The sequence below is a fragment of the Methanobrevibacter sp. UBA417 genome, assembly GCF_002508845.1.
Classification (GTDB): Archaea; Methanobacteriota; Methanobacteria; order Methanobacteriales; family Methanobacteriaceae; genus Methanobrevibacter_A; species Methanobrevibacter_A acididurans.
This window is the reverse complement of sequence record NZ_DAZC01000008.1, coordinates 534-21,406: the sequence shown is the minus strand read 5'-3', so window position 1 is coordinate 21,406 and position 20,873 is coordinate 534. Positions and strand designations below refer to the sequence as shown.

General features: G+C 26.8%; 20 protein-coding genes and 1 pseudogene. 13 read left to right on the top strand and 8 right to left on the bottom strand.

The features are described 5' to 3' along the window. Positions 1-17 precede the first annotated feature (17 nt). The 5 genes from dapA to BP769_RS00945 all read right to left on the bottom strand — a co-directional run bounded on the left by dapA (position 18) and on the right by BP769_RS00945 (position 3,948). The gene (gene dapA / locus BP769_RS00965; protein WP_409197956.1) at positions 18-914 is read right to left on the bottom strand and encodes a 4-hydroxy-tetrahydrodipicolinate synthase; all 897 of its coding nucleotides are present in this window, start codon (positions 912-914) and stop codon (positions 18-20) included. Continuing rightward, positions 911-2,131 (bottom strand): aspartate kinase, encoded by a 1,221-nt coding sequence (locus BP769_RS00960; protein WP_413823678.1) that lies wholly within the window; start codon positions 2,129-2,131, stop codon positions 911-913. The genes dapA and BP769_RS00960 overlap by 4 nt, the downstream gene beginning before the upstream one ends. Positions 2,132-2,452: 321 nt before the next feature. Further along, entirely contained in the window at positions 2,453-2,650 is a 198-nt protein-coding gene (locus tag BP769_RS00955; RefSeq protein ID WP_409197958.1) for a 30S ribosomal protein S17e, read from the bottom strand. Beyond that, on the bottom strand, positions 2,643-2,978 hold the full coding sequence (locus BP769_RS00950; RefSeq protein ID WP_409197959.1) for a chorismate mutase: 336 nt from the start codon (positions 2,976-2,978) through the stop codon (positions 2,643-2,645). The genes BP769_RS00955 and BP769_RS00950 overlap by 8 nt, the downstream gene beginning before the upstream one ends. Positions 2,979-3,069: 91 nt before the next feature. Continuing rightward, positions 3,070-3,948: a shikimate kinase gene (locus tag BP769_RS00945; protein WP_413823681.1), complete on the bottom strand. Its 879-nt coding sequence runs from the start codon at positions 3,946-3,948 to the stop codon at positions 3,070-3,072. 164 nt (positions 3,949-4,112) lie between these two features. Here BP769_RS00945 and BP769_RS00940 point away from each other — a divergent pair, with 164 nt between their 5' ends. The 5 genes and pseudogenes from BP769_RS00940 to BP769_RS00920 all read left to right on the top strand — a co-directional run. After that, a complete protein-coding gene (locus tag BP769_RS00940) occupies positions 4,113-4,973 on the top strand; it encodes a S49 family peptidase (protein ID WP_413823684.1) in 861 nt (286 codons plus the stop codon). A 39-nt stretch (positions 4,974-5,012) separates the two neighbouring features. Then, complete coding sequence (locus BP769_RS00935) at positions 5,013-5,324, top strand: MJ0307 family thioredoxin (protein ID WP_413823687.1); 312 nt, start codon at positions 5,013-5,015, stop codon at positions 5,322-5,324. A gap of 352 nt (positions 5,325-5,676) precedes the next feature. Beyond that, entirely contained in the window at positions 5,677-6,237 is a 561-nt protein-coding gene (locus BP769_RS00930; protein WP_413828975.1) for a transposase, read from the top strand. Positions 6,238-6,284: 47 nt separating this feature from the next. Next, positions 6,285-6,893, top strand: a complete 609-nt coding sequence (locus BP769_RS00925; RefSeq protein WP_413828448.1) for a transposase — start codon at positions 6,285-6,287, stop codon at positions 6,891-6,893. Between the two features lie 20 nt (positions 6,894-6,913). Further along, positions 6,914-7,093: pseudogene (locus BP769_RS00920) on the top strand (hypothetical protein); the annotation flags it as partial. A gap of 431 nt (positions 7,094-7,524) precedes the next feature. Here BP769_RS00920 and BP769_RS00915 read toward each other — a convergent pair. Further along, positions 7,525-7,956 (bottom strand): hypothetical protein, encoded by a 432-nt coding sequence (locus BP769_RS00915; protein ID WP_409197963.1) that lies wholly within the window; start codon positions 7,954-7,956, stop codon positions 7,525-7,527. Positions 7,957-8,114: 158 nt separating this feature from the next. On the opposite strand from BP769_RS00915, the gene BP769_RS00910 reads away from it, so the two are divergent. From BP769_RS00910 to BP769_RS00890, 5 genes are all read left to right on the top strand, one after another. After that, on the top strand, positions 8,115-10,115 hold the full coding sequence (locus tag BP769_RS00910) for an ATP-binding protein (protein ID WP_413823557.1): 2,001 nt from the start codon (positions 8,115-8,117) through the stop codon (positions 10,113-10,115). A gap of 184 nt (positions 10,116-10,299) precedes the next feature. Next, positions 10,300-10,707, top strand: coding sequence for a translation initiation factor IF-2 subunit beta (locus BP769_RS00905; protein WP_409197965.1), 408 nt, complete (start codon positions 10,300-10,302; stop codon positions 10,705-10,707). A gap of 67 nt (positions 10,708-10,774) precedes the next feature. Beyond that, the gene (locus tag BP769_RS00900; protein WP_413823556.1) at positions 10,775-11,815 is read left to right on the top strand and encodes a 60S ribosomal export protein NMD3; all 1,041 of its coding nucleotides are present in this window, start codon (positions 10,775-10,777) and stop codon (positions 11,813-11,815) included. Positions 11,816-11,840: 25 nt separating this feature from the next. Continuing rightward, the gene (locus BP769_RS00895; protein WP_413823555.1) at positions 11,841-12,800 is read left to right on the top strand and encodes a tyrosine--tRNA ligase; all 960 of its coding nucleotides are present in this window, start codon (positions 11,841-11,843) and stop codon (positions 12,798-12,800) included. 59 nt (positions 12,801-12,859) lie between these two features. Further along, positions 12,860-13,060 (top strand): hypothetical protein, encoded by a 201-nt coding sequence (locus BP769_RS00890; protein ID WP_409197968.1) that lies wholly within the window; start codon positions 12,860-12,862, stop codon positions 13,058-13,060. A gap of 16 nt (positions 13,061-13,076) precedes the next feature. On the opposite strand, the gene BP769_RS00885 is transcribed toward BP769_RS00890, so the two are convergent. Further along, a complete protein-coding gene (locus BP769_RS00885; RefSeq protein WP_409197969.1) occupies positions 13,077-13,478 on the bottom strand; it encodes a hypothetical protein in 402 nt (133 codons plus the stop codon). Positions 13,479-13,517: 39 nt separating this feature from the next. After that, positions 13,518-14,105, bottom strand: a complete 588-nt coding sequence (gene tmk / locus BP769_RS00880; protein WP_409197970.1) for a dTMP kinase — start codon at positions 14,103-14,105, stop codon at positions 13,518-13,520. A 66-nt stretch (positions 14,106-14,171) separates the two neighbouring features. Here tmk and BP769_RS00875 point away from each other — a divergent pair, with 66 nt between their 5' ends. The 3 genes from BP769_RS00875 (at position 14,172) to BP769_RS00865 (ending at position 20,507) form a co-directional block, all read left to right on the top strand. Then, positions 14,172-16,844 (top strand): DUF3656 domain-containing U32 family peptidase, encoded by a 2,673-nt coding sequence (locus tag BP769_RS00875; RefSeq protein WP_413823553.1) that lies wholly within the window; start codon positions 14,172-14,174, stop codon positions 16,842-16,844. 31 nt (positions 16,845-16,875) lie between these two features. Continuing rightward, positions 16,876-18,783 (top strand): MutS-related protein, encoded by a 1,908-nt coding sequence (locus tag BP769_RS00870; RefSeq protein WP_413823551.1) that lies wholly within the window; start codon positions 16,876-16,878, stop codon positions 18,781-18,783. Between the two features lie 68 nt (positions 18,784-18,851). Next, on the top strand, positions 18,852-20,507 hold the full coding sequence (locus BP769_RS00865) for an ABC1 kinase family protein (RefSeq protein WP_409197973.1): 1,656 nt from the start codon (positions 18,852-18,854) through the stop codon (positions 20,505-20,507). Positions 20,508-20,873 lie beyond the last annotated feature (366 nt).

The window sequence follows — 20,873 nt, the reverse complement described above, 5'->3', positions numbered from 1 at the left end:
TATTTTTTTTAATATAATTAAATTAAATTAGCATCTTTTAATGCTTTTCTTAAAATTTCCCTATCTTCATCTAATAAAGGAACTAATGGTAATCTTAAATCACCAGAAGGTTTACCCATCATAGTTAACGCTTCTTTCATAGGCACAGGATTACTTTCCACGAACAAAGCTTTCATTAAATCATATAATTCATAATTTAATTCACTAGCTTTAACAAAGTCCCCTTTAAGTGCCGCATTAACCATTTCACTCATACGTTTAGGATCAATATTAGCCACAACACTAATTACTCCTTTAACACCAAGAGACATCATTGGAACTGTTAAACCATCTTCCCCAGATAATATTGAAAAATCATCATCAGTTATTCCTGCATCTTTAAGTAATTTGAATGTTGTTGTAAATTTTTCAAGATCAGAAACAGCTTCTTTTAAACCTACTATATTATCCATTTTAGCTAATTCAACAATAGTTTCAGAAGTTAAATCTGTTCCAGTACGAGAAGGTACATTATAAACAATTATTGGAATTTTAGTATTGTTGTTTAATGTTTCATAATGTTTGATTAAACCATGCATTTGTGGTTTATTATAATATGGAGTTATAACAAGAGCATAATCTGCTCCAGCTTCACCAGCAAATTTAACTAAATCTAAAGATTCAGCAGTGGAATTACTTCCTGCCCCTGCAATAGTGATAACTCTACCTTTAGCTTCATCAATTAAAATTTCAATTAATTTTTTTTGTTCCTCATGAGTTATTGTAGCTGATTCACCAGAAGTTCCTGCAGCTAATAATCCATTAACACCGTTTTCTATTAAAAAATTTATATTTGCACGATATCCCTCTTCATCAATTTGATCATCTGATGTAAAAGGAGTAGCCATTGCAACAAAAGTTCCTTCTAATTTCATTCTAATACCTCTTTAACGTATTCAAAAGCTCTTTTACCATCTTCCCAATCTACAAATATCACAACTGCTGTTTGTGAAGATGAAATTTCTACTATATTAATATTATTTTTTCTTAATGGGTTTGTAATATCAGATATTATGCCTGGAGTTTCTATAAAATCCGGACTTACAACAGTTAACATTGCTATATCTTGACCTAAAGATAATGAACTTAATCTATCACTACCTATTACTAAGGTATGTAATAAGTGGTATGCATTATCTGCATCTTTTTTATTAATAAATGTTGTAACACTGTTTTCACCAGCAGAAATCCCAAATATGTTTATATCATTTTCTGCTAGAACAGATGTTAAATTTGCCAATAATCCTTTTTTGTTGAGCATTTTTTCCCCAACAATTGCAACTACAGATATAGGTTCAGGATATAATGTTGCAGTCTTTAACATATCTCCATTTAATGGCCCAATAATGGCAGTCCCAGAATCTGAAAGATCCCCTTTTTCAAAACTTATTATTTTTGCTTTGATTCTAGGATCTTTATATTGTAATGCAAATGGATGCAATACTTGTGCTCCATGTGTTGCTAAGTCTCTCATTTCTTCTACAGAGATATGGTCTAATTTTTCAGCTTCTTCTATCTTATTAGGATCAGTTGTCATTACACCGTTTACATCAGTTACAATTATCACTTCATTAGCTTCTAATGCATGTCCTAAAAAGAATGCAGTTATATCACTTCCCCCTCTTCCAAGAGTAGTTATTTCATCCCGAGGCCCTTTTCCAAGAAATCCACATACTACTGGAATTATTCCTTGGTCTAATAACTCAGATATTTCTTTAGATTTTTCTTCAGAAGCTGCAAAATTAATTTTTGCTTTTAAAGGATTTGAATCAGTTAAAATTGGCCAAAATCTATTATATGGATCAATAAATTCAGATTTAACACCTAATGATTCTACTACGGAGGAAAAAACTCTTGCACTAGTCATTTCACCCATGGACAATATTTCAGCCATTTGTTTTGGTGTAGGATCATCGCCAATTGAATCTTCTGTAATTGAAATTAAATTATCAGTAGTCTTATTAATAGCTGAAACAACTACAACTACTCTATTTCCTTTCATAAATTCATTAACTACAGATTGAGCGGCTTTTCGAATCCGTTCACCATTTCCTATCGATGTACCACCAAATTTGGCTATTAAAGTTTCCATATTCTATTCACGACCTAAGATTATTGATAATATTGTTATTATAAAGATATTTCATTAATAAAGCACTTTAAAATAGGGATTCATAATCAAATATTTTACCAAAGTGCATATAAACTATTATTCATTTATTATTATAGTCATTTAACATTTATAAATCTAATTAATTAATTAAATTAAATAAAAGAAGATTATAAAAAATAGGATAATCTGAATAGTTCTCAATAAATCCATTAAAAAAAAAGTTTCCAAATATAAATAAAAAAATTTTATGAAAAATTTAAAAATAAAAGTAAAAAAAATAGAATATGTAACAAATTAAATTTAAGCTTGAACAGCTTGTTGTCTAACTAATCTAGTTACATAACCAGCAATTTTATTTCTTAAATGTTTAGTACTTACAGTAGAATATTCTGCAACTAATTTTTTATTTTCATCAAAATCAGTAGTAAATACTCCAGGATGAATTTCTATAAGTTCTTTGGATATACGTTTAACAAAAGTAGTTCTAATATTACCCATTATTTTCCCTCCATAATAATTCTTTTTGTTTATTTTTACTTAACATAGCAAGCATATTCATTATAATAGTAAGAATATCTCCGTCGATATCCTTTTCTTTAGCTAATTTTAAAACTTGATTATGTACTTCATCTTCACGAGATTTATCATAAATTTCCATACCTAAAAATTTTTTAGCTTTTACAACGTCTTTAGCTAAAGCTGTTCTTTCATCAATTAAGTTAACTAAATCATTATCAATTTCATCGATTCTTTTCCTAGATTTTTGAAGAAGTTCATTAGCTTCTTCTTCGTTCATACACAAGTCAGTTTTCTTGCCATTATCCATGAAAATTTCTCCAATAACTATTTGATAATAATTATAATCTATATTTAGTAATATATAAAGGTATTTTTTTAAAATTAAAATTTGAAAAAAATCATTCCAAAAATTTAGTTCCATTATTATTAACAGAAGTTTTAATAATTTCACCTTCTTCTAAAAATGACCAAGCATCATAAACATCATCCACATATTCATCAGTTACAATTGCAACATAAGCAGAACCTGAACCAGACAATCCAGAAGCTAATGCTCCAGCATTTAAAGCTTCAACAGCAATCTGATTATTGAATTTAAGAACAGTTCCATAAATAAGACCATTTAAATTTAATGCATCATAAAAATCTCTTTCACATGCCTTCTGAAAAGCCATACTAACTAAAGGTGAAAATAATTTAATTCTATCTAAATCAACACTACCACTTAAAGAGGGTTTATTTGGCATGTAAATAAGAATATTGTTCTCATCCATGTTCTCATGTAAAATAATTTTACGATTAGTATTATCCGTGATTAAAATCCCACCAAAATAGGAAGCTGTTGCATCATCAAATGATCCTGTAATTGTAACCCCACAATCAATTGATGCATTAATAGCTAAATTAATTATTTCCATATCATTTAATGGTTTTAAATTTAATTCTTCACTTATTAAAGCAGAACTTGCCATGGTTACTGCATTAGATATAGAGCTACTACTAGATAAACCAGAACCTAATGGCACATTAGATTCTGTTTTAATTTTAATTCCCAAATCTAATTCATCCCTATTGATATTATAATAATTTAAAACTTTATCAATACAATGATACATTAATTTAGTATCAGCATTAATATCAGAAATACAAATATTAGGTTTATCAATAATTTCTGCATCAATAATATTGTTTAAACTTATTCCAAAAGCAGATCCAAAACCTGTTGCCATTGCATTAATTATTGTAGCAGAACCTGGAGATTGAACTATTTTTTTCATGAAAATTCCCTTTTATAAATATCTTTTTTAAAAAAAAGTTTAATATAAATATATAATAATTTTTTATTTTTTATAACTAATATATTAATTGTAAAAAATAGATATTATAATTAAATTAATTATAATATAAAAAATAATTTATGATTTTTAAAAAGTGATAGAATATGGATGAAAAATCAAAATACTTTGGATATGGTATTGTAGGTGGAATTACAATTTTATTAATTGTAATCTTAATTGCCACTTTAATACCTATAGGAGTTGATGCTTTAACACCAGATACTATTGCTGTTATTCCAATTCATGGTGAAATTAGTTATGATAATAATTCTAACATTACAGTAACTAATCCAGATACCTTTGAAGCCATGATAAATAAAGCAAATTCTGATCATAAAGTTGCAGCCATAGTTTTAGATATTGATAGTAATGGAGGTAATTTAGTTGCTACTCAAGAAATGTTAGATTGTATTAATCAAACCAACAAACCTATAGTTGCATGGATCGGAGATAGTGGTTCATCTTGTGGTTATTTATTGTCTACAGGTACCGATAAGGTTATTGCTAGTCCTAACTCTGCAATTGGAGATATTGGTTTTACATTATCTAGTGCAGATTTATCCGCGTATTATTCCAAGTTAGGTATTACAGCCGATACCAGTAAAGGAAATATTTTTAATAGTATTTCACCAAGTTATACTAGTTTATCCTCTTCACAAAAGGTTATGATTAAAAATATGTTAAGTAGTGATTCTAATTATTCCGTTTCTACAATTAGTCATAATCGTAATTTGAGCAGTGAAACCGTGCAAAATTATGTGAATGGTAAGGTTTGTAATGGTAATACCGCTTTAAATAAAAATTTAATTGATGGTTTAGGAACTCAAAAAAAGGCTATTCAAATTGCTGCTAATGAAGCTAATTTAACTAAATATGAAGTAATTAAATATGATTCAAGTACAAATTTGAATACTGATTGTTGGGACAATATCAAAAATGCAATTACTAAAAAATATAAATATTAAATTTGTTCATATCAATAAAAACTATTAAATAGTAGAAGAATGATTATTATAATTAACTTTAAAATAAAATTAAAAAAAATCATAAAAAAGGAGAAAAATATAATGACAAAAATAGAAGTATTTACCTCACCTACTTGTCCACACTGCCCAGCAGCAGTTAAAGTAGTTGAAGAAGCAAAAAAACAAATCGAAGGAATAGAAATAGAAGTATTAGATGCTTCAAATGAAGAAAACCGTGAAAAAGCTATGGAATACCAAATATATGCAGTACCAACAATAGTAATTGATGGTAATGTTGAATTCGTTGGTGCTCCTACACTTCAAGAATTACTTACAAAATTACAAAACTAAATAAAAATACCAAATTTCAAATTTTTTTACTATTTTTTTATAAAAAATAGTTGGGACTGTCCCATAATTAATTTTTTCTTTTTTTACTTTTTTGATTTTGTTATTTTTCTTATTTTGTATAAATTTTGATTGATAGAAGTTGTTTTAGTTATTCTATCGTTTAGAAATAGTTAATTATAAATGTGTAAATTGATAAATAGTTTAATAACGACAAAAAACAAAAACCAAATCCACATTACTTTTTTATGTGGTTTGTGGCATTTAAATTTTTTGGTTTTTTCACTGTTTTTTTGTGGTTTTTAAAATTTTTTTTTTATACAAAATTGAAAAAAGTACGGATAGGTTTTAATTTATGGTTTGTTGTAGTTTTAAAGCTGATTTGCAGGCTAATTTTATTTTAAATGTTCCTGGATATAATTTAAAGGATGAGGGTTTGGTTTTTACTGTTAAATTTATTGTGAGTAAGTTTAAAGAGGATTTTCCTTCTTTTTTTGAAGATTTTAATATGGGTCGTGGTCGTCCTAAAAAGTATTTGCCTGATGAATTATTGGGTTTGTTTGTTTGGGGTGTTTTTAATAATGTTTTAAGTTGTAGGAAATTAGCTGATTGGTTAGATAATAATGATGAGTCTTGTAATTATATTTTAAATAATAAGAAGCCTAGTAAATCAACTATTTCACGTTTTTTTAAATATAATAAGTTTTTGATTGGTGAATTATTTTATTATACTGTGTTTTTGGGTTTAAAACTTAAATTGATTGATAATAATTGTGTTACGGTTGATGGGACTATTTTAAAGGCAAATGCTAATAATTTTAATTTAATAAAAATTGAGGAAATAAATTTCCTAGAAAAACTGATTAAAAAATATTCAGATAAGAAAAGTAAGAACAGTACATTGGTTATAAATTAAGAAAATACATTCAAAAAGGTAAATCATGCCTAGATTTAAAACCTTTAGTGGATAAAATAGATGAAAATTTGAATAAGAATGGTTTGAAACTTTTAAAAACTTGTTTAATTAGTAAAAGTAGATTAGACTATGTTAAGGGTTTTCTAATTTTTTTAAAAGAAAATTATGATGGTAAGCATACGATTAGTTTCACGGATCCTGAATCACGTTGGATGAAAGATAAAGAGGATAAAATGGGATTAAACTATAATTATCAAGTTGCAGTGGATAGTCACAATGGAATGGTGGTTGCTGAGTATTTAACTCATAGCTCCCAACTTGATCATCATCAGATGCTTAAAATGATGAAAATGGTTGAAGAAAATTTAGGTCAAAGACCAAAATTTTATTTAGCAGATAATGCATATTTAAACAATCAAGCACTAGAACACGCTTTCATTAATGGTTCCATACCATTAATTCCCAGCAGAGTGGAAAGCATGAAACATAAAAAAGGAAATAAAATAAAAAGCTATAGTAAAATTAATTTCATTTATAATGAAAAAGCAGATTGTTATATTTGTCCACAAAACGAAATACTAAATTATCAGCATAATCGAAAGATTAATAATGTGTTTTATCGTGTTTATTCTACCAGTATGTGTAAAAATTTGTAAAATCCCACAATGATTGTACAAAAAGCAGAGTCCGGGAAATAATGGACAGAGAACACCCATTACGGAGTAAATTAAGACAAGATTTCAACTCAAAACTAGGGGAAAGCATGTATCAAAAAAGAGCACCCTTAAGTGAAGGATACTTCGGATCTCTTAAAAAAAATTATAAAATGCAAAAAAGTAGAACGCAAACACCTTAAAAATGCAAAACACGAATTAACACTTAAAGCAATAGCACACAACATACAAAAAATACATAAAAATTTAAACACAACACTCATTTAAAAAAAACATCACATATAAAATAAATAAAAAAAATAACAAACCTAGTTAATCTAATCTACAATTAAATAAATCAACACTTAATAAACAGAAGTTTACTAATTAAAAAAAATGGTTAGGTGCCATTTCAAGTGTAAAATTAACATAAATACACCCAAAAACAGCACATCCCCTCAATTTTTTCTAAAAAAAATTTTCACTTATGGGACAGCCCCATAGTTTAAACTTTTTTTTAACTAATACATTAATTAAATAACTTTTTTCTGAAAAATAATATAAAATAAGCCTTGTTTTAAATTATAAAATATAAAAAATAGCAACTAAGAAAAAAATAAAAAAAGTTAAATATTTAACTTTGAGGAATGCCTGCATAAGCTTCATGAGCTGTTTGCAAATCCTTTTTAGCTTGTTCTAATCTTTGATTAACTTCAGAAGAAGGTTTACCCGTAGATAAAGCACTGTCTACTCCATCTAAACTATTTTTAGAACGAACCAATTCAAGTTGAGCATCTGCAAATTGTTGTTGAAGAGAATCATTACCAGAAGCATAAACAGCTACCTTAGTAGTATTAAACTGACCTTCCAAATCAGAATAATTAGATCTAAGACTTGCTAACTCATCATATTGAGTTCCACTAGATACCCCACCAGTTAAATTACTACTCACTAAGTTAAAACCAATATAAGCAGCTACAACTATTGTAGCAATTATCATTATAACGCCAAGAATAGAGATAAGCATCGATGTTGATTTAAATAAATTTAAACGTGACTTTTTCATAAAAATCTCCTTTATAAGATAAAATATAAAAAAATATTCTACCTAAATAACTATAAAATAATATATCAAAACACATATTTAAATTTAATAAAAAAATTATAATAAAAAAATATAATCTGAAATTTATAAATATAATATTAAATAAATTAGAAATCATTATGAATTCCAGTGAAAAAATAAATTTAACAACCACCAAATTCGAAGAATTTTTCACAACAAAATATAAAGATAAAGTATATGATGTTTTAGAAAAATTTCCCGATGAAAAATCACTTATAATTGAATATCCTGAATGGGAAATGTTTGATCCTGATCAAGCGGACTTATTACTTGACAAACCTGAAGAAGTAATAAATGCTGCTAAAACAGCACTGAAAAATATTGATCCCTTAATGAAAGATGCGGATATTAATATAAGATTTGCACATGTGACAAATATAATTCCATTAAAAGTTTTATTAAGTAAATACATAGGAAGTTTTGTATCTGCAGATGGAATTATACGAAAAACAGACGAAATACGTCCCCGTATAGAAACTGGAGTATTTGAATGCCGAGGGTGTATGAGGTTACATGAAGTAGAACAGACAAATGATAGACATGTCATGGAACCAAGTTTATGTAGTGATTGTGGTGGACGATCTTTTAGACTTTTAGAGGGGGAAAGTAAATACATAGACACACAAACAGCACGTATGCAAGAACCATTAGAAAACTTATCAGGAGGAACAGAACCTAAACAAATGTTGATGGTTCTTGAAGATGATTTAGTTGATAAATTAAATCCTGGAGATAAAGTAAGAATAACTGGAACACTTAAAACATTCAGAGAAGAACGTAGCGGAAAATTTAAAAATTATATCTATGTAAATTACATTGAACCATTAGAACAAGAATTTGAAGAATTATCACTTAGCGAAGAAGATGAAAAAGAAATTTTAGAATTAAGTAAAGATCCTGACATATACAATAAAATTATCAAATCCACAGCTCCAAGTATTAAAGGATATCGAGAAGTAAAAGAAGCAATAGCATTACAACTTTTCGGAGGATCTGCAAAAATCTTAGAAGATGAAACTAGACTACGGGGAGATATACACATTTTAATAGTAGGGGATCCAGGTATAGGAAAATCTCAAATATTAAAATATGTATCCAAATTAGCTCCTAGAAGTATATATACTAGTGGTAAAGGTACAACAGGTGCTGGATTAACCGCAGCCGCAGTTAGAGATGAACTTGGAGGATGGTCCCTTGAAGCAGGTGCATTAGTACTTGGGGATCAAGGTAATGTTTGTGTCGACGAATTGGATAAAATGCGAGCTGAAGATAGAAGTGCACTTCACGAAGCATTAGAACAACAAACTGTAAGTATAGCAAAAGCAGGAATAATGGCAACATTAAACAGTCGTTGTAGTGTACTTGCAGCAGCAAACCCAAAATTTGGGCGATTTGACCGATATAAAACAGTAGCAGATCAAATAGATTTACCTTCCCCAATTTTAAGCAGATTCGATTTAATGTTCATCATAGAAGATAAACCAAATGTAGAAAACGATAGGGAACTAGCAAAACATATATTAACAATTCATAAAGAGAACAATGTAAATTATGAAATAGAACCAGAATTACTAAGAAAATATATTGCATATGCACGTAAAAATGCTAACCCAAAATTAACAGATGAAGCAAATGAAGTATTAGAAGAATTTTATGTTAGTATGAGAAGTGGTGCAGTAGAAGAAGAAGCACCAGTACCAATAACTGCAAGACAATTAGAAGCAATTATCCGTTTAGCAGAAGCTAGTGCTAAAATTAGATTAAAAGAGTATGTGGAACCTGAAGATGCTGAAAAAGCTATAAAGTTACAACAAGCATGTCTTAAAGAAGTAGGATACGATCCTGAAACAGGGAAAATAGATATTGATAAAGTAGAAGGCCGTACACCTAAATCAGATCGGGACAAATTACAGGTTGTAATTGAAGTAATTACTGAATTACAATCTGAATTTGAAGGTAATGCTCCAATAAACATTTTAAAACAAAGAATGTTAGAAGATTATGATGTTGGTGAAGAAAAATTAAATCAAATGATTAAAAATCTTAAATCTAGAGGAGTTATATTCGAACCTAATGCTGGAAAATTAAAAAAAGTCTAAAAAAAATTTTATAAAAAATAAAATTTTATTTATATAATAATTATTTATACAATAGTTTAATATAATATAAAAAACTAAATTTATATATTATATTTTTATTGATAACTTTTTAAACAAAATATTATTTTTTTTAACAAATTTTTTCATGAAAAATTAAAAATATAGATTAATGGAGAGATAAATCATGGATGATTATAATAAATTACTAGATCGTGCAATAGACCAACTACCTCCTGAAGTTTTTGAAACAAAAAGATTCAAAGTACCTAAAGCATACAGTGTAATACAAGGAAATCGTACTTTCATACAAAACTTCAAAGATGTAGCTGAAGTATTAAACAGAGACCCTCAACACATATTAAAATTTTTATTACGTGAATTAGGTACCGCTGGAAACTTAGAAGGTCAAAGAGCAATATTACAAGGAAAATTCAACCATTTCCTTATTAATGAAAGAATAGATGAATATGTGGAAAAATATGTTATCTGCCACGAATGTAACAGACCAGATACAAAAATTATTAGAGAAGACCGTATATTCATACTTAAATGTGCAGCTTGTGGTGCAAGAGCACCTTTAAAACCAATTTAAGGAGATAAAATCTCCTATATTAACTTTTTTTAAAAAAAAGTTATCTTTTTTTACTATTTTGATTATTATGTTTTGCCCAGAATGTGGAAATACCGAAGAACCATTAATCAATGGCGTGTGTAAAAACTGTTTTTTAAAAACATACCAAATGATAAAAATCCCTGAAAATATTGATGTTATAATTTGTAAACATTGTAATGCTAAACTTTTCCAAGGACAATGGATTGATGAAGAAATACCTGAAGAAGAAATAATTTATAGAGCTATTGAAGATGCTATAAAAATTGATGAATTAACTGAAAATCCTATAATTGACTTAGAAATTCTTCAAATGCGTGGAACTATAGCTGAATGTGAAGTAATAGTTAATGGAAACGTGTTAAACACCGATATAAATGAAATTTATAATGTTAATGTTAAATTAAATCATAACGTATGCCCTAATTGCAGTAAAAAAGAATCAGGTTATTATGAAGCAGTAATACAATTAAGAGCAGATAATCGAGAAATAAAACAAGAAGAACTTAATAAAATTGAAGGGGTAGTACAACATACAATCAATAAACAAGCCAAAAAAGATAAATTAGCTTATATTCCCCAAATATTAACCCCTAAAGAAGGGTTTGATTATTATATTGGTTCATATAAAACAGCAAAAAAAATAATTAATAATTTAAAAAATGAAATTGGTGGAGAAAGTAAAGAATCTCCAAGATTAATTAGTGAAGATAAATCTACAGGAAAAGGTTTATATCGTATATGGATTTCATTCAGATTACCCGAATACGAAATTGGTGATTTTGTAAAATTTGAGGATAAAATATTAGAAATTACACATATTAGTGGACATAATATTCACTGCGAAAATCTTCAAGACAGAAAAGATTTTAATATCCAGTGGAAAAACAGTACTAAAGTAAAATTACTTGAAAAAAATACAAAGGTAAAACAAAGTATTGTTACGGATAAATCTCCTAGTATGATACAAATTTTAGATCCTGATGATTATACTACAGTTGATTTAGAAATGAATGATAAATTTAATAACATTAATATTGGTCAAGAAGTAGATACTATTAAATTAGAAGGCCAAGTTTACTTATTATAAATGAAAAGAATTTTAGTGATATTTTATGAGTAATCAAGAAAAATTAGAAATAATCCAAAATGGAACACTTGAAATTATAGAACCAGAAGAATTAATAGAATTATTTGATAATGAAAAACCAATAGCTTATACTGGTTATGAGCCTTCTGGTAAAATCCATTTAGGTCATGCAATTACAATAATGAAATTAAAACAATTACAAAAAATGGGTTTTCATATAAAAATATTACTTGCAGATTATCATGCTTACTTAAATGGAAAAGGTAATCTTGAAGATATTAAAGTTACTGCAGAATATAATAAAAAATGTTTCCAAGCTTTAGGTTTAGACTCTGAAACTGAATATGTTTTAGGTTCTTCATATCAAACTGAACCAGAATATACTAATAATGTTTACCAATTAGCTACATTAACTACATTAAAAAGAGCTAAACGTAGTATGGATCAAGTTAGTCGTCATGATGACAATCCAAAAGTTGCTAGTACAATTTATCCACTTATGCAAACCGCAGATATGGCTTATTTGAAAGCAGATGTTGCTTTAGGTGGAATGGAACAAAGAAAAATTCAAATGTTAGCACGTGAAACATTACCTAAAATAGGGGAAAAAGCTCCTGTTTGTATACATACTCCTTTATTACATGGTACTGATGGTGATGATAAAATGAGTAGTAGTAAAGGTAACTTTATTGCTGTTGATGATACCCCTAAAGATATTAAGAAGAAAATTAATAAAGGATATTGTCCTAAAGGAGAAATTGAAAATAATCCTATGATTGAAATTTGTGAAAACTTTTTATTCCCTAACCAAGAAACTATTAAAATTAGTCGTCCCGAAAAATTTGGTGGAAATTTAGAATTAACTCACGAAGAATTAATAAAACAATTTAGTGCTAGTGAATTACATCCTATGGACTTAAAAAATGGTGTTAGTGATTTCTTAATAGAATTTTTAGAACCTGTACGTGAATTCATGGAAGAATAAAAAAAAAGTATATTTGGAATAATATAATAATTATTAATTAAAATGTTTGAGTTGATATAATGGATGCTGAAGAATACGAAATGAGATTACCTAATGGTGTTGGAGAACAAGTCTTAGCACACACTATTGATAAATTTGAAGTTAAATTAAAACAAACTGAATATGGTCCTAAACTTATAGGGACTAAAGAAGAATTAGAAAAAGCTAAAGATTTTATGACTGATTCAATAAAAAAAAGATTAAAAGAATTAGAAAATTAAACATATATTATTTTTCTTAACTTTTTCTTTTTTTAGATATTAAACTGGATATTTCTACACCTATTAAACCACCAAGGAATCCAACTAGTAAGTACATTGGAATATAAGTTAAAAGAAGTAAAAGCACATTTAATATAAAATTATATTCTATAGTTACTAAAAGTGTTCCAACAATAACAGAACAGATTCCAGAAATTAATCCCATTAATATTCCATGAATAACTCCTTTTCCAACATTAGGTTTATTAATATGTGTTGAAAAAATTATAATTCCAATTAACACAAGTAATAATAATAAACCATTAATAGAAAATTGTTGTAACACAAAACTTAAAATGTAAGATATAATAAATGTTACAATTCCACCAATGCATATTAATTTCCAATCAATTTCATCTATTTCTAAAAAATTTAACATATGATATTATTCCTCAATTACAATAATTATTTATTTATCTTATCTAATGTTATTTACACAAATATCAAATAATGGTGCAACTGCTTTTTGAATGTCTCTACTTACAAGATTAACTCCATTGTTTGCATTGATAATCTTAAAATTATGATTTCTACATAAATTTTCATAGTTACATTGAACTTTAGTTAAAAATTCTTTATTTTCAAATTCATCAATTCCAGTTGTTCGTTTAAGACTTTTATCCAAATCGATATTTAAGTATAAAACCATGTCAGGATTTTTAACAAATTTATTAATTTCATATATCCAATCTTGTGGTTCTTGGTAAGCTAAGCTACTGTAAAATGATCTATCACTTAAGACTATTTTACCCTCTTTTTCATATGATTCAATAGTGTTCATTAATTGCATTCTATCTGCTGCAAAAAGTAAACCTAATGTTTTTTGCACATTACTTGTAGTTGAATCTTCATGAGTTAAAATTTCTCTAATTACTTTACCAACAGTTTTATCAGTAGGTTCCACAACACATTCAACTTTTAAACCATTTTTTTCAAGATAATTTTTTAGTAAATTTATTTGTGTTGATTTACCACTACCATCAATTCCCTCAAAAACAATATACATATAATATAATTTTATAGTTTAAAATATATAAAATAGTTATAGTATAAAAAAATTGGAGTACAACTTATGAAAATACCTGAATTATTATCTCCTGTAGGTAATGTAGAACATTTAAAAATTGCGGTTTTAGCTGGTGCAAGTAGTGTATACTTGTCTGGTAAGAATTATGGTGCTAGAAAGTATGCAGATAATTTTACAATTGAAGAAATAAATAAAAGTGTGGAATATGCACATATGCATAATGTTAAAGTTTATATTACTGTAAATACTTTAATTAAAGAGGAAGAATTAGGGGAATGTTTAAAATATGTTTATGAATTATATTCTTTAGGTGTTGATGGTGTACTTATCCAAGATATAGGTTTAATGAAATTAATTCATGAATTTATTCCAGATTTTAATATTCATGCTAGTACACAAATGAATATTGAAAATATAAATGATTTAAAATGGGCGAAAAAAAGTGGTATTAGTCGTGTGGTTTTACCTAGAGAATTAACTTTAAATGAATTAAAAGATATGACTCAAGAAGCGCATAAAATAGGATTAGAAGTTGAATTTTTTGTTCATGGAGCTCAATGTTACTCTTATAGTGGAAGATGTTTATTTAGTAGTTTTATTGGAGGGCGTAGTGGTAATCGTGGTACTTGTGCACAACCATGTAGACAAGCTTATACTTTAACTGCTGATAGTTGTAATGGTAATTTTTACAAATTAGGAAATAATGATGGAAAATATTTTTTAAGTCCTAAAGATTTAAGTTTATATGGTAAACTAGATGTTTTAAGTGATATTGGAGTGGATTGTTTAAAAATTGAAGGGCGTATGCGTAATAAAGAATATGTTATGATTACAACTAGTACATATCGTCAATCTTTAAATAAGTTACGAAGAAGAAGTAAGGACAAAGAATTCACAACACAAAAAGGTCATGAAGATTTAAGTTTAGTTTTTAATCGAAAATTAAGTACTGGACATTTATTTAATAATGAGGATTCTAATAAGATAATGAATATTGATAATCCCAGCCATATTGGATTATATATTGGAAAAATTCAGGAATTTGATAAAGAATCTGGAAAATTTTTCATACAATTAAACGAAAATTTAATCCATATCCCCCAAAAAGGTGATGGTTTAGTTATTGAAGGAACTCCTTTAAAGAAAGATAGTAAAACTCATACTTATGGTTTTGATATTAGTGGAAATCCCCATTTTAAAAAATCTAAAGCTTATTGGAAAAAAAATAGATTAATAAAAGAAAAAGTGGAAGGTAAAGTTCTTATAGTTCAAAAAGTTAGGGAAAACAAAAAACCTTATATAAACATTGAAAAAGGATGTAAAGTTTATTTAAACAAAAGAAATAGTGTTAATAAAACATTAAAAGAATTAGAGCATGATTCTCAAAGTCAAGGTTTTAGAAAATCTACACTTCACATAAAATTTAATGTGGATAAAGAAAATTATCCAATAATAAAAGGAACTATTAAATTAAGTAATGGTGAACTTGTAACAGTTAAACAAAAAGGATTGAAACCTTGGGAAACAGCTAAAAACCGACCTATTAATGAAAAAACTATAGAAAAACAAATCAGCAAAATTAGTGATTTGCCTTATTATTTAGAAACAGTAGAAGTAGGGAGAATAAATAGAAATTTATTTACTCCTATAAGTGATTTGAATCAATTAAGAAGAAATTTTTTCAAAAAAGCTGAAGAAAAAATTTTAGGTACATATCTTCCTAAAAATAGGGATCTTAAAAATTCAAAAGAAAAGATTAAGGAATATCTTAAAAAAGAGAATCAAATCTCAATAAATAATAAATCAATAGATAAAAACTTAAATGTATACATTAATAATTTAACAGTTTTAGAAAATTTAAATGAAAATATTTTTAATAATATATATTTTGATATTCCAACAAAAAATAGTAAGTTAATAGATGAACATAAAAGTTTAGATATTAGTTATTGTGTTAATATTATTAAAGAAGCTAATAGAATTTGTGCTGAAAAAAATTGTAATTTTATTTGGATGTGGCCAAGTATAGTCCATGACGAATTATTTGAAGATTTGGTTAAAGTTTGTGGAATTCTTTCAAAAGTAAGCACAGTTCCTTCAATAATGATTTCTAATTTAGGGATTGGTGAATACTTAAAGGATAAATTTAAAATTGAAATTTATGGAACATATCATTTAAATATTTCTAATAGTGAAAGTGTTAAAAAGTTAAATAATTTCAAATTACTTACTATTTCCCCGGAGTTAAGTAAAAAAGATTTTAAGAATATTTTTAATAGTTATAATAAAGAGTTTCCAGTTTTAGAAATTCTTATCCATGGAAATATGGAATCATTAATTAGTAGAAAAAATATTCTTCCACATGATATAAAGAATTCCCTTAAAAAATTGGATAATCCAAATAATGAGATTAATAATGTTTACTTAAATGATAAAAATAAGAATAAATATTCTCTTTATCGTCCACTTAATGAAGATGGTGTAATGATGTTAAATTATCAAGATTTATGTCTTATTAATGAAGTTGATTTTTTTAAAGATAGTGGTGTTAATAATTTCAGTATAGATGCTAGATGGAAAAATATAGATTATGTTAATAATATTGGGAAAATATATAAAGATGCTATTAACCTTGATGATGTTTCTAAAAATAATTTAAATAGTATTAAGAAGTATTCTCCTAATATTAGTAGTGGAAATTTTACTCGTGGATTTTAAACAGCGATTTAATTATTGTAGGTTATTTATTATGGCAATGGATTTAGAACAAATTGATGGTGTAGGAACTAAATTATCTAAGAAAATATTAAATAGTGTTGGGGGAAAGGAAAATCTTTCCCAAATCGTTGAAAACCTAGATTTGGAGCAATTAAGTAAAATTGATGGTATTTCACAAAGAAAAGCTATTCAAATTATGAATAGTTTATTAGGAAACCCTCAAGAGAAATTTTTAAAAAGTGAAAGGGCTCATGTTTTGTATGAAGAGATTATAAGTAAAATTTTAAATTTTTCTAATACAAATTATAGTCGTAATCGTGTCCAATTATTGTCCCCTACAACAGATATTAATAAGATTAATAGGCATTTAGATTTTGTAATGGAAGCTAAGGATAAAATTAGTCATTTACCTATTGATGATTTAAAAGTTTTAATGAAAAATTTAGGAGAACCAGAAGAAGTTAAAGGTTCTTATGATCCAAGTAAAGTTATTGTTGTGGAATCTCAGGAAGATGGGAATTATTTAACTGATTTGAATTTAAATAAGTATTATCCTATTGTTGTTGCTAGTAATTCCCAATTGTTTGCTGATGAAATTAGAGATTATGAAGTAATTTTTTATGTTTATAATGAAGGTTTCTTGGATTTTGGTGATATGGGTAATGTTATTATGATTAGTCATGAATCTCCTGTTTATGAGATTGTTCCCGAAATGGTAATTGATTATTTTGATAATAATAGAGAATTATTTGAAAAAATTTTTGAAATTCGTAATATTTTAGGCTTAAATAGTGTTTGTGATTGTGTTGAACCTTTATTAAGTGATTTGGATGATTTTAAAAGTAATGATATAAATATTGAAGAAATTGTTTTAAATGTTAAGCAAGATATGGATGAAGAGTTAAAAAATAGTATAAAAAATGTTGATATTGGAGGAGATGAAGTCCTCGATTTATTAAATAATGATTTACCTAAAAAAATAGAGGAAATATTTGAAGAGATTATAAGTAAAGGTAAAGAAAAATTATTAGAAGCTACCCATATTGACTTTGATCCTTACATAAAAAAATATCCAATCGAAATAGATAAAGAAGAATTAGAAAGAATAAACCAAGAACAAGAAAATATCAAAACAACAAATTTATATGATAAAAAAATAACAATAGCATCCCAATTATATAATATCAGAAAACAAGCTGAAGAGGAAATAGAAGAAACTATAAAATTTGATTATGAATTCACATTAGGAAGTTTCGCATACACATACAATTTAAACAAACCCAAAATAAGTGAAAATTTAAAAATAACACAAGGAATAAACTTAAATTTAGCCCTAAATCAAAATATCCAAAAAATAGATTATCACTTATCCCCTGAAGATAATATAGCATTATTAACTGGGGCAAATAGTGGAGGAAAAACAACACTTCTAGAAACAATCGGTCAAATAAATATAATGACCCAAATGGGTTTACCTATACCTGCAAAAGAAGCAGAAGTAAAAATATTAAATGAAATATATTACTTTAGCAAAGGAAGATCATTAGATGCAGGAGCATTTGAATCATTTCTTAATGTATTCATGCCAATAGTAACAAATAATCATAAAAAATTAGTATTATTAGATGAATTAGAAGGAATAACAGAATTAGAAGCAGCAGTGAAAATAATAAGTAGTTTCATTGAAATGTTAAAAGAAACAGAATCATATGGAATAATAGTAACCCATATGGCAAAAGAATTAAGTAATTACACAAAAGTACGTATAGATGGAATAGAAGCAAAAGGATTAGATAAAAACTATAATTTAATAGTGAATAGAACTCCACAAATCAATCTTCTAGCAAAAAGTACACCTGAACTTATTCTAAAAAGAATATATGAAAACTCACACGGAAAATTAAAAGAAGTATATGGAGAAATACTTAAAAAATTTTAAAAAGAAAATAATAAAATACAAAAACAACAAAAATTAAATAAATATAAATTAAAGGCCTAAAGATAAAAATGAAAGTTACAAGCAACACAAGAAATCCTAATCTAAAAAGATTAAACGAAATAATCAAAGTACTGCGGAAAAATGGATTAGAACATATTAACGAACACGCAAAACTATCACACAAAAATCCATTTAAGAAAAAAAGTAGTGAAGAAGAAGAATTAGAAGCAAATACAAACTTACTTGCAATAAGAGTAAGAAAAAGTTTCCAGGAATTAGGACCAACTTTCATAAAATTAGGCCAAACATTAAGTACACGTCCAGATTTAGTAGGATATGAAATGGCGGATGAACTAAGTAAATTACAAGATAATAACCCTGCCATACCAGTTGATGAAATAAAAACACAAATAGAAACAGAATTAGAAAAACCCTTAACAGAAATTTACTCAGATTTTGATGAAACACCAATTGCAACAGCAAGTATAGGACAAGTACATCATGCAACCCTAAAAAAAGAAAAAAAAGAAGTTGTAGTAAAAGTACAAAAACCAGGATTAGAAGAAATAATAAAAACTGATTTAAACTTAATGAGATTCTTCGCTAAACGTATAGACAAATATATATACAGAGCAAAAACTTTAAACTTACCCGCTATCGAAAAAGAATTTGAAAGATCCCTAAACAAAGAAATAGATTATAACCAAGAACTTTCAAATATGCAAAGATTTAGAGAAAATTTCAAAGATGATTATGGAATTTATATACCTAAAGGATACCCAGAATATTCCACAAAAAAATTAATAACAATGGAATTTATTAAAGGAAAAAAAGTATCAGAAGTAATAGAAAATCCTGAAGGATATGATGCTAAATTAATAGCAAATAGAGGAGTAAAATCCTATTTTAAACAAATTTTAATAGATGGATTTTTCCACGCAGACCCACACCCTGCAAACATATACATTTTAAATAATAACATAGTATGTTATTTAGATGAAGGAATGATGGGATGGATGGATACAACATTCCGTGAAAACTTAGCCGAACTATTCCTATTTTTAATATCAAAAGATGCAGATAATATGATAAACCAATTAAGATATATGGACATATTAACTGATGAAACAGATATAAAATCCTTAAAATATGATTTAAATGATTTAATAGCAAAATATTATGGTGCAGAATTACAAAAAATGCAAGGTGGAATGACAGATTTAATTAACTTAATGATAGATTATAATGTTGCCCTACCAAGAGAATTTGTATTAATGGCACGAGGAATAGGAATGATAGAAGAAACAGGATTAGCTTTAGATCCTGAATTTAATGTAGTTAAAGTATTAAGTCCACTAGCAGAAAAAATATTACTAGACAAATTTAGTCCACATCGTGGAGTAGATTATATAAAACACAATATCATAGAAGTAGAACATATAATGAAAATTTTACCAAAATTTGCAACAAGTATGTTATACAAAATTGAAGAAGGTAAAATAGAAATAGAAATAGAACCTAAAGGCCTTTCACGTGCTACAGATATGGTATCAATGTCAATCATATTAGCTGCATTGTTAATGGGATCATCATTAGTAATGATAACAAATAAAGGTTTAATGATAATGGGTTATCCATTTTTAGGATTTATTGGATTTACAATAAGTTTATTTGTAGCATTAATAAGTGTTTATAATTTCTTTATAAAAAAAGAAAGAAAATAAAAACATACTATTTTTTTTAAAAAAAAGTCATAACCTAAATAAATAGATTATGACTAAATATTACCCGTATACTAACTCTCATGAATCATAGGTAGATTACCCTTCCCTCCTCGAGCAACCCTCGAAACAGGCAGCCTGTGCAATGTTAGGTTATTAATTTAGTCACAGATGGTAAAAAAATATAACTTTATCTCATAAAAAATACCTATATCATTGTTCACTAAAAAAAATTAATGATACGACAATAATAAATATATTAAAAATAGTATATAACATTTTTTAAAGAATATATAAAAATTAGTATAAAAATTGGAATAATAAAATTAGTAATTATAAAATGAATTGGCAGCGAAATGAAATTCCCAT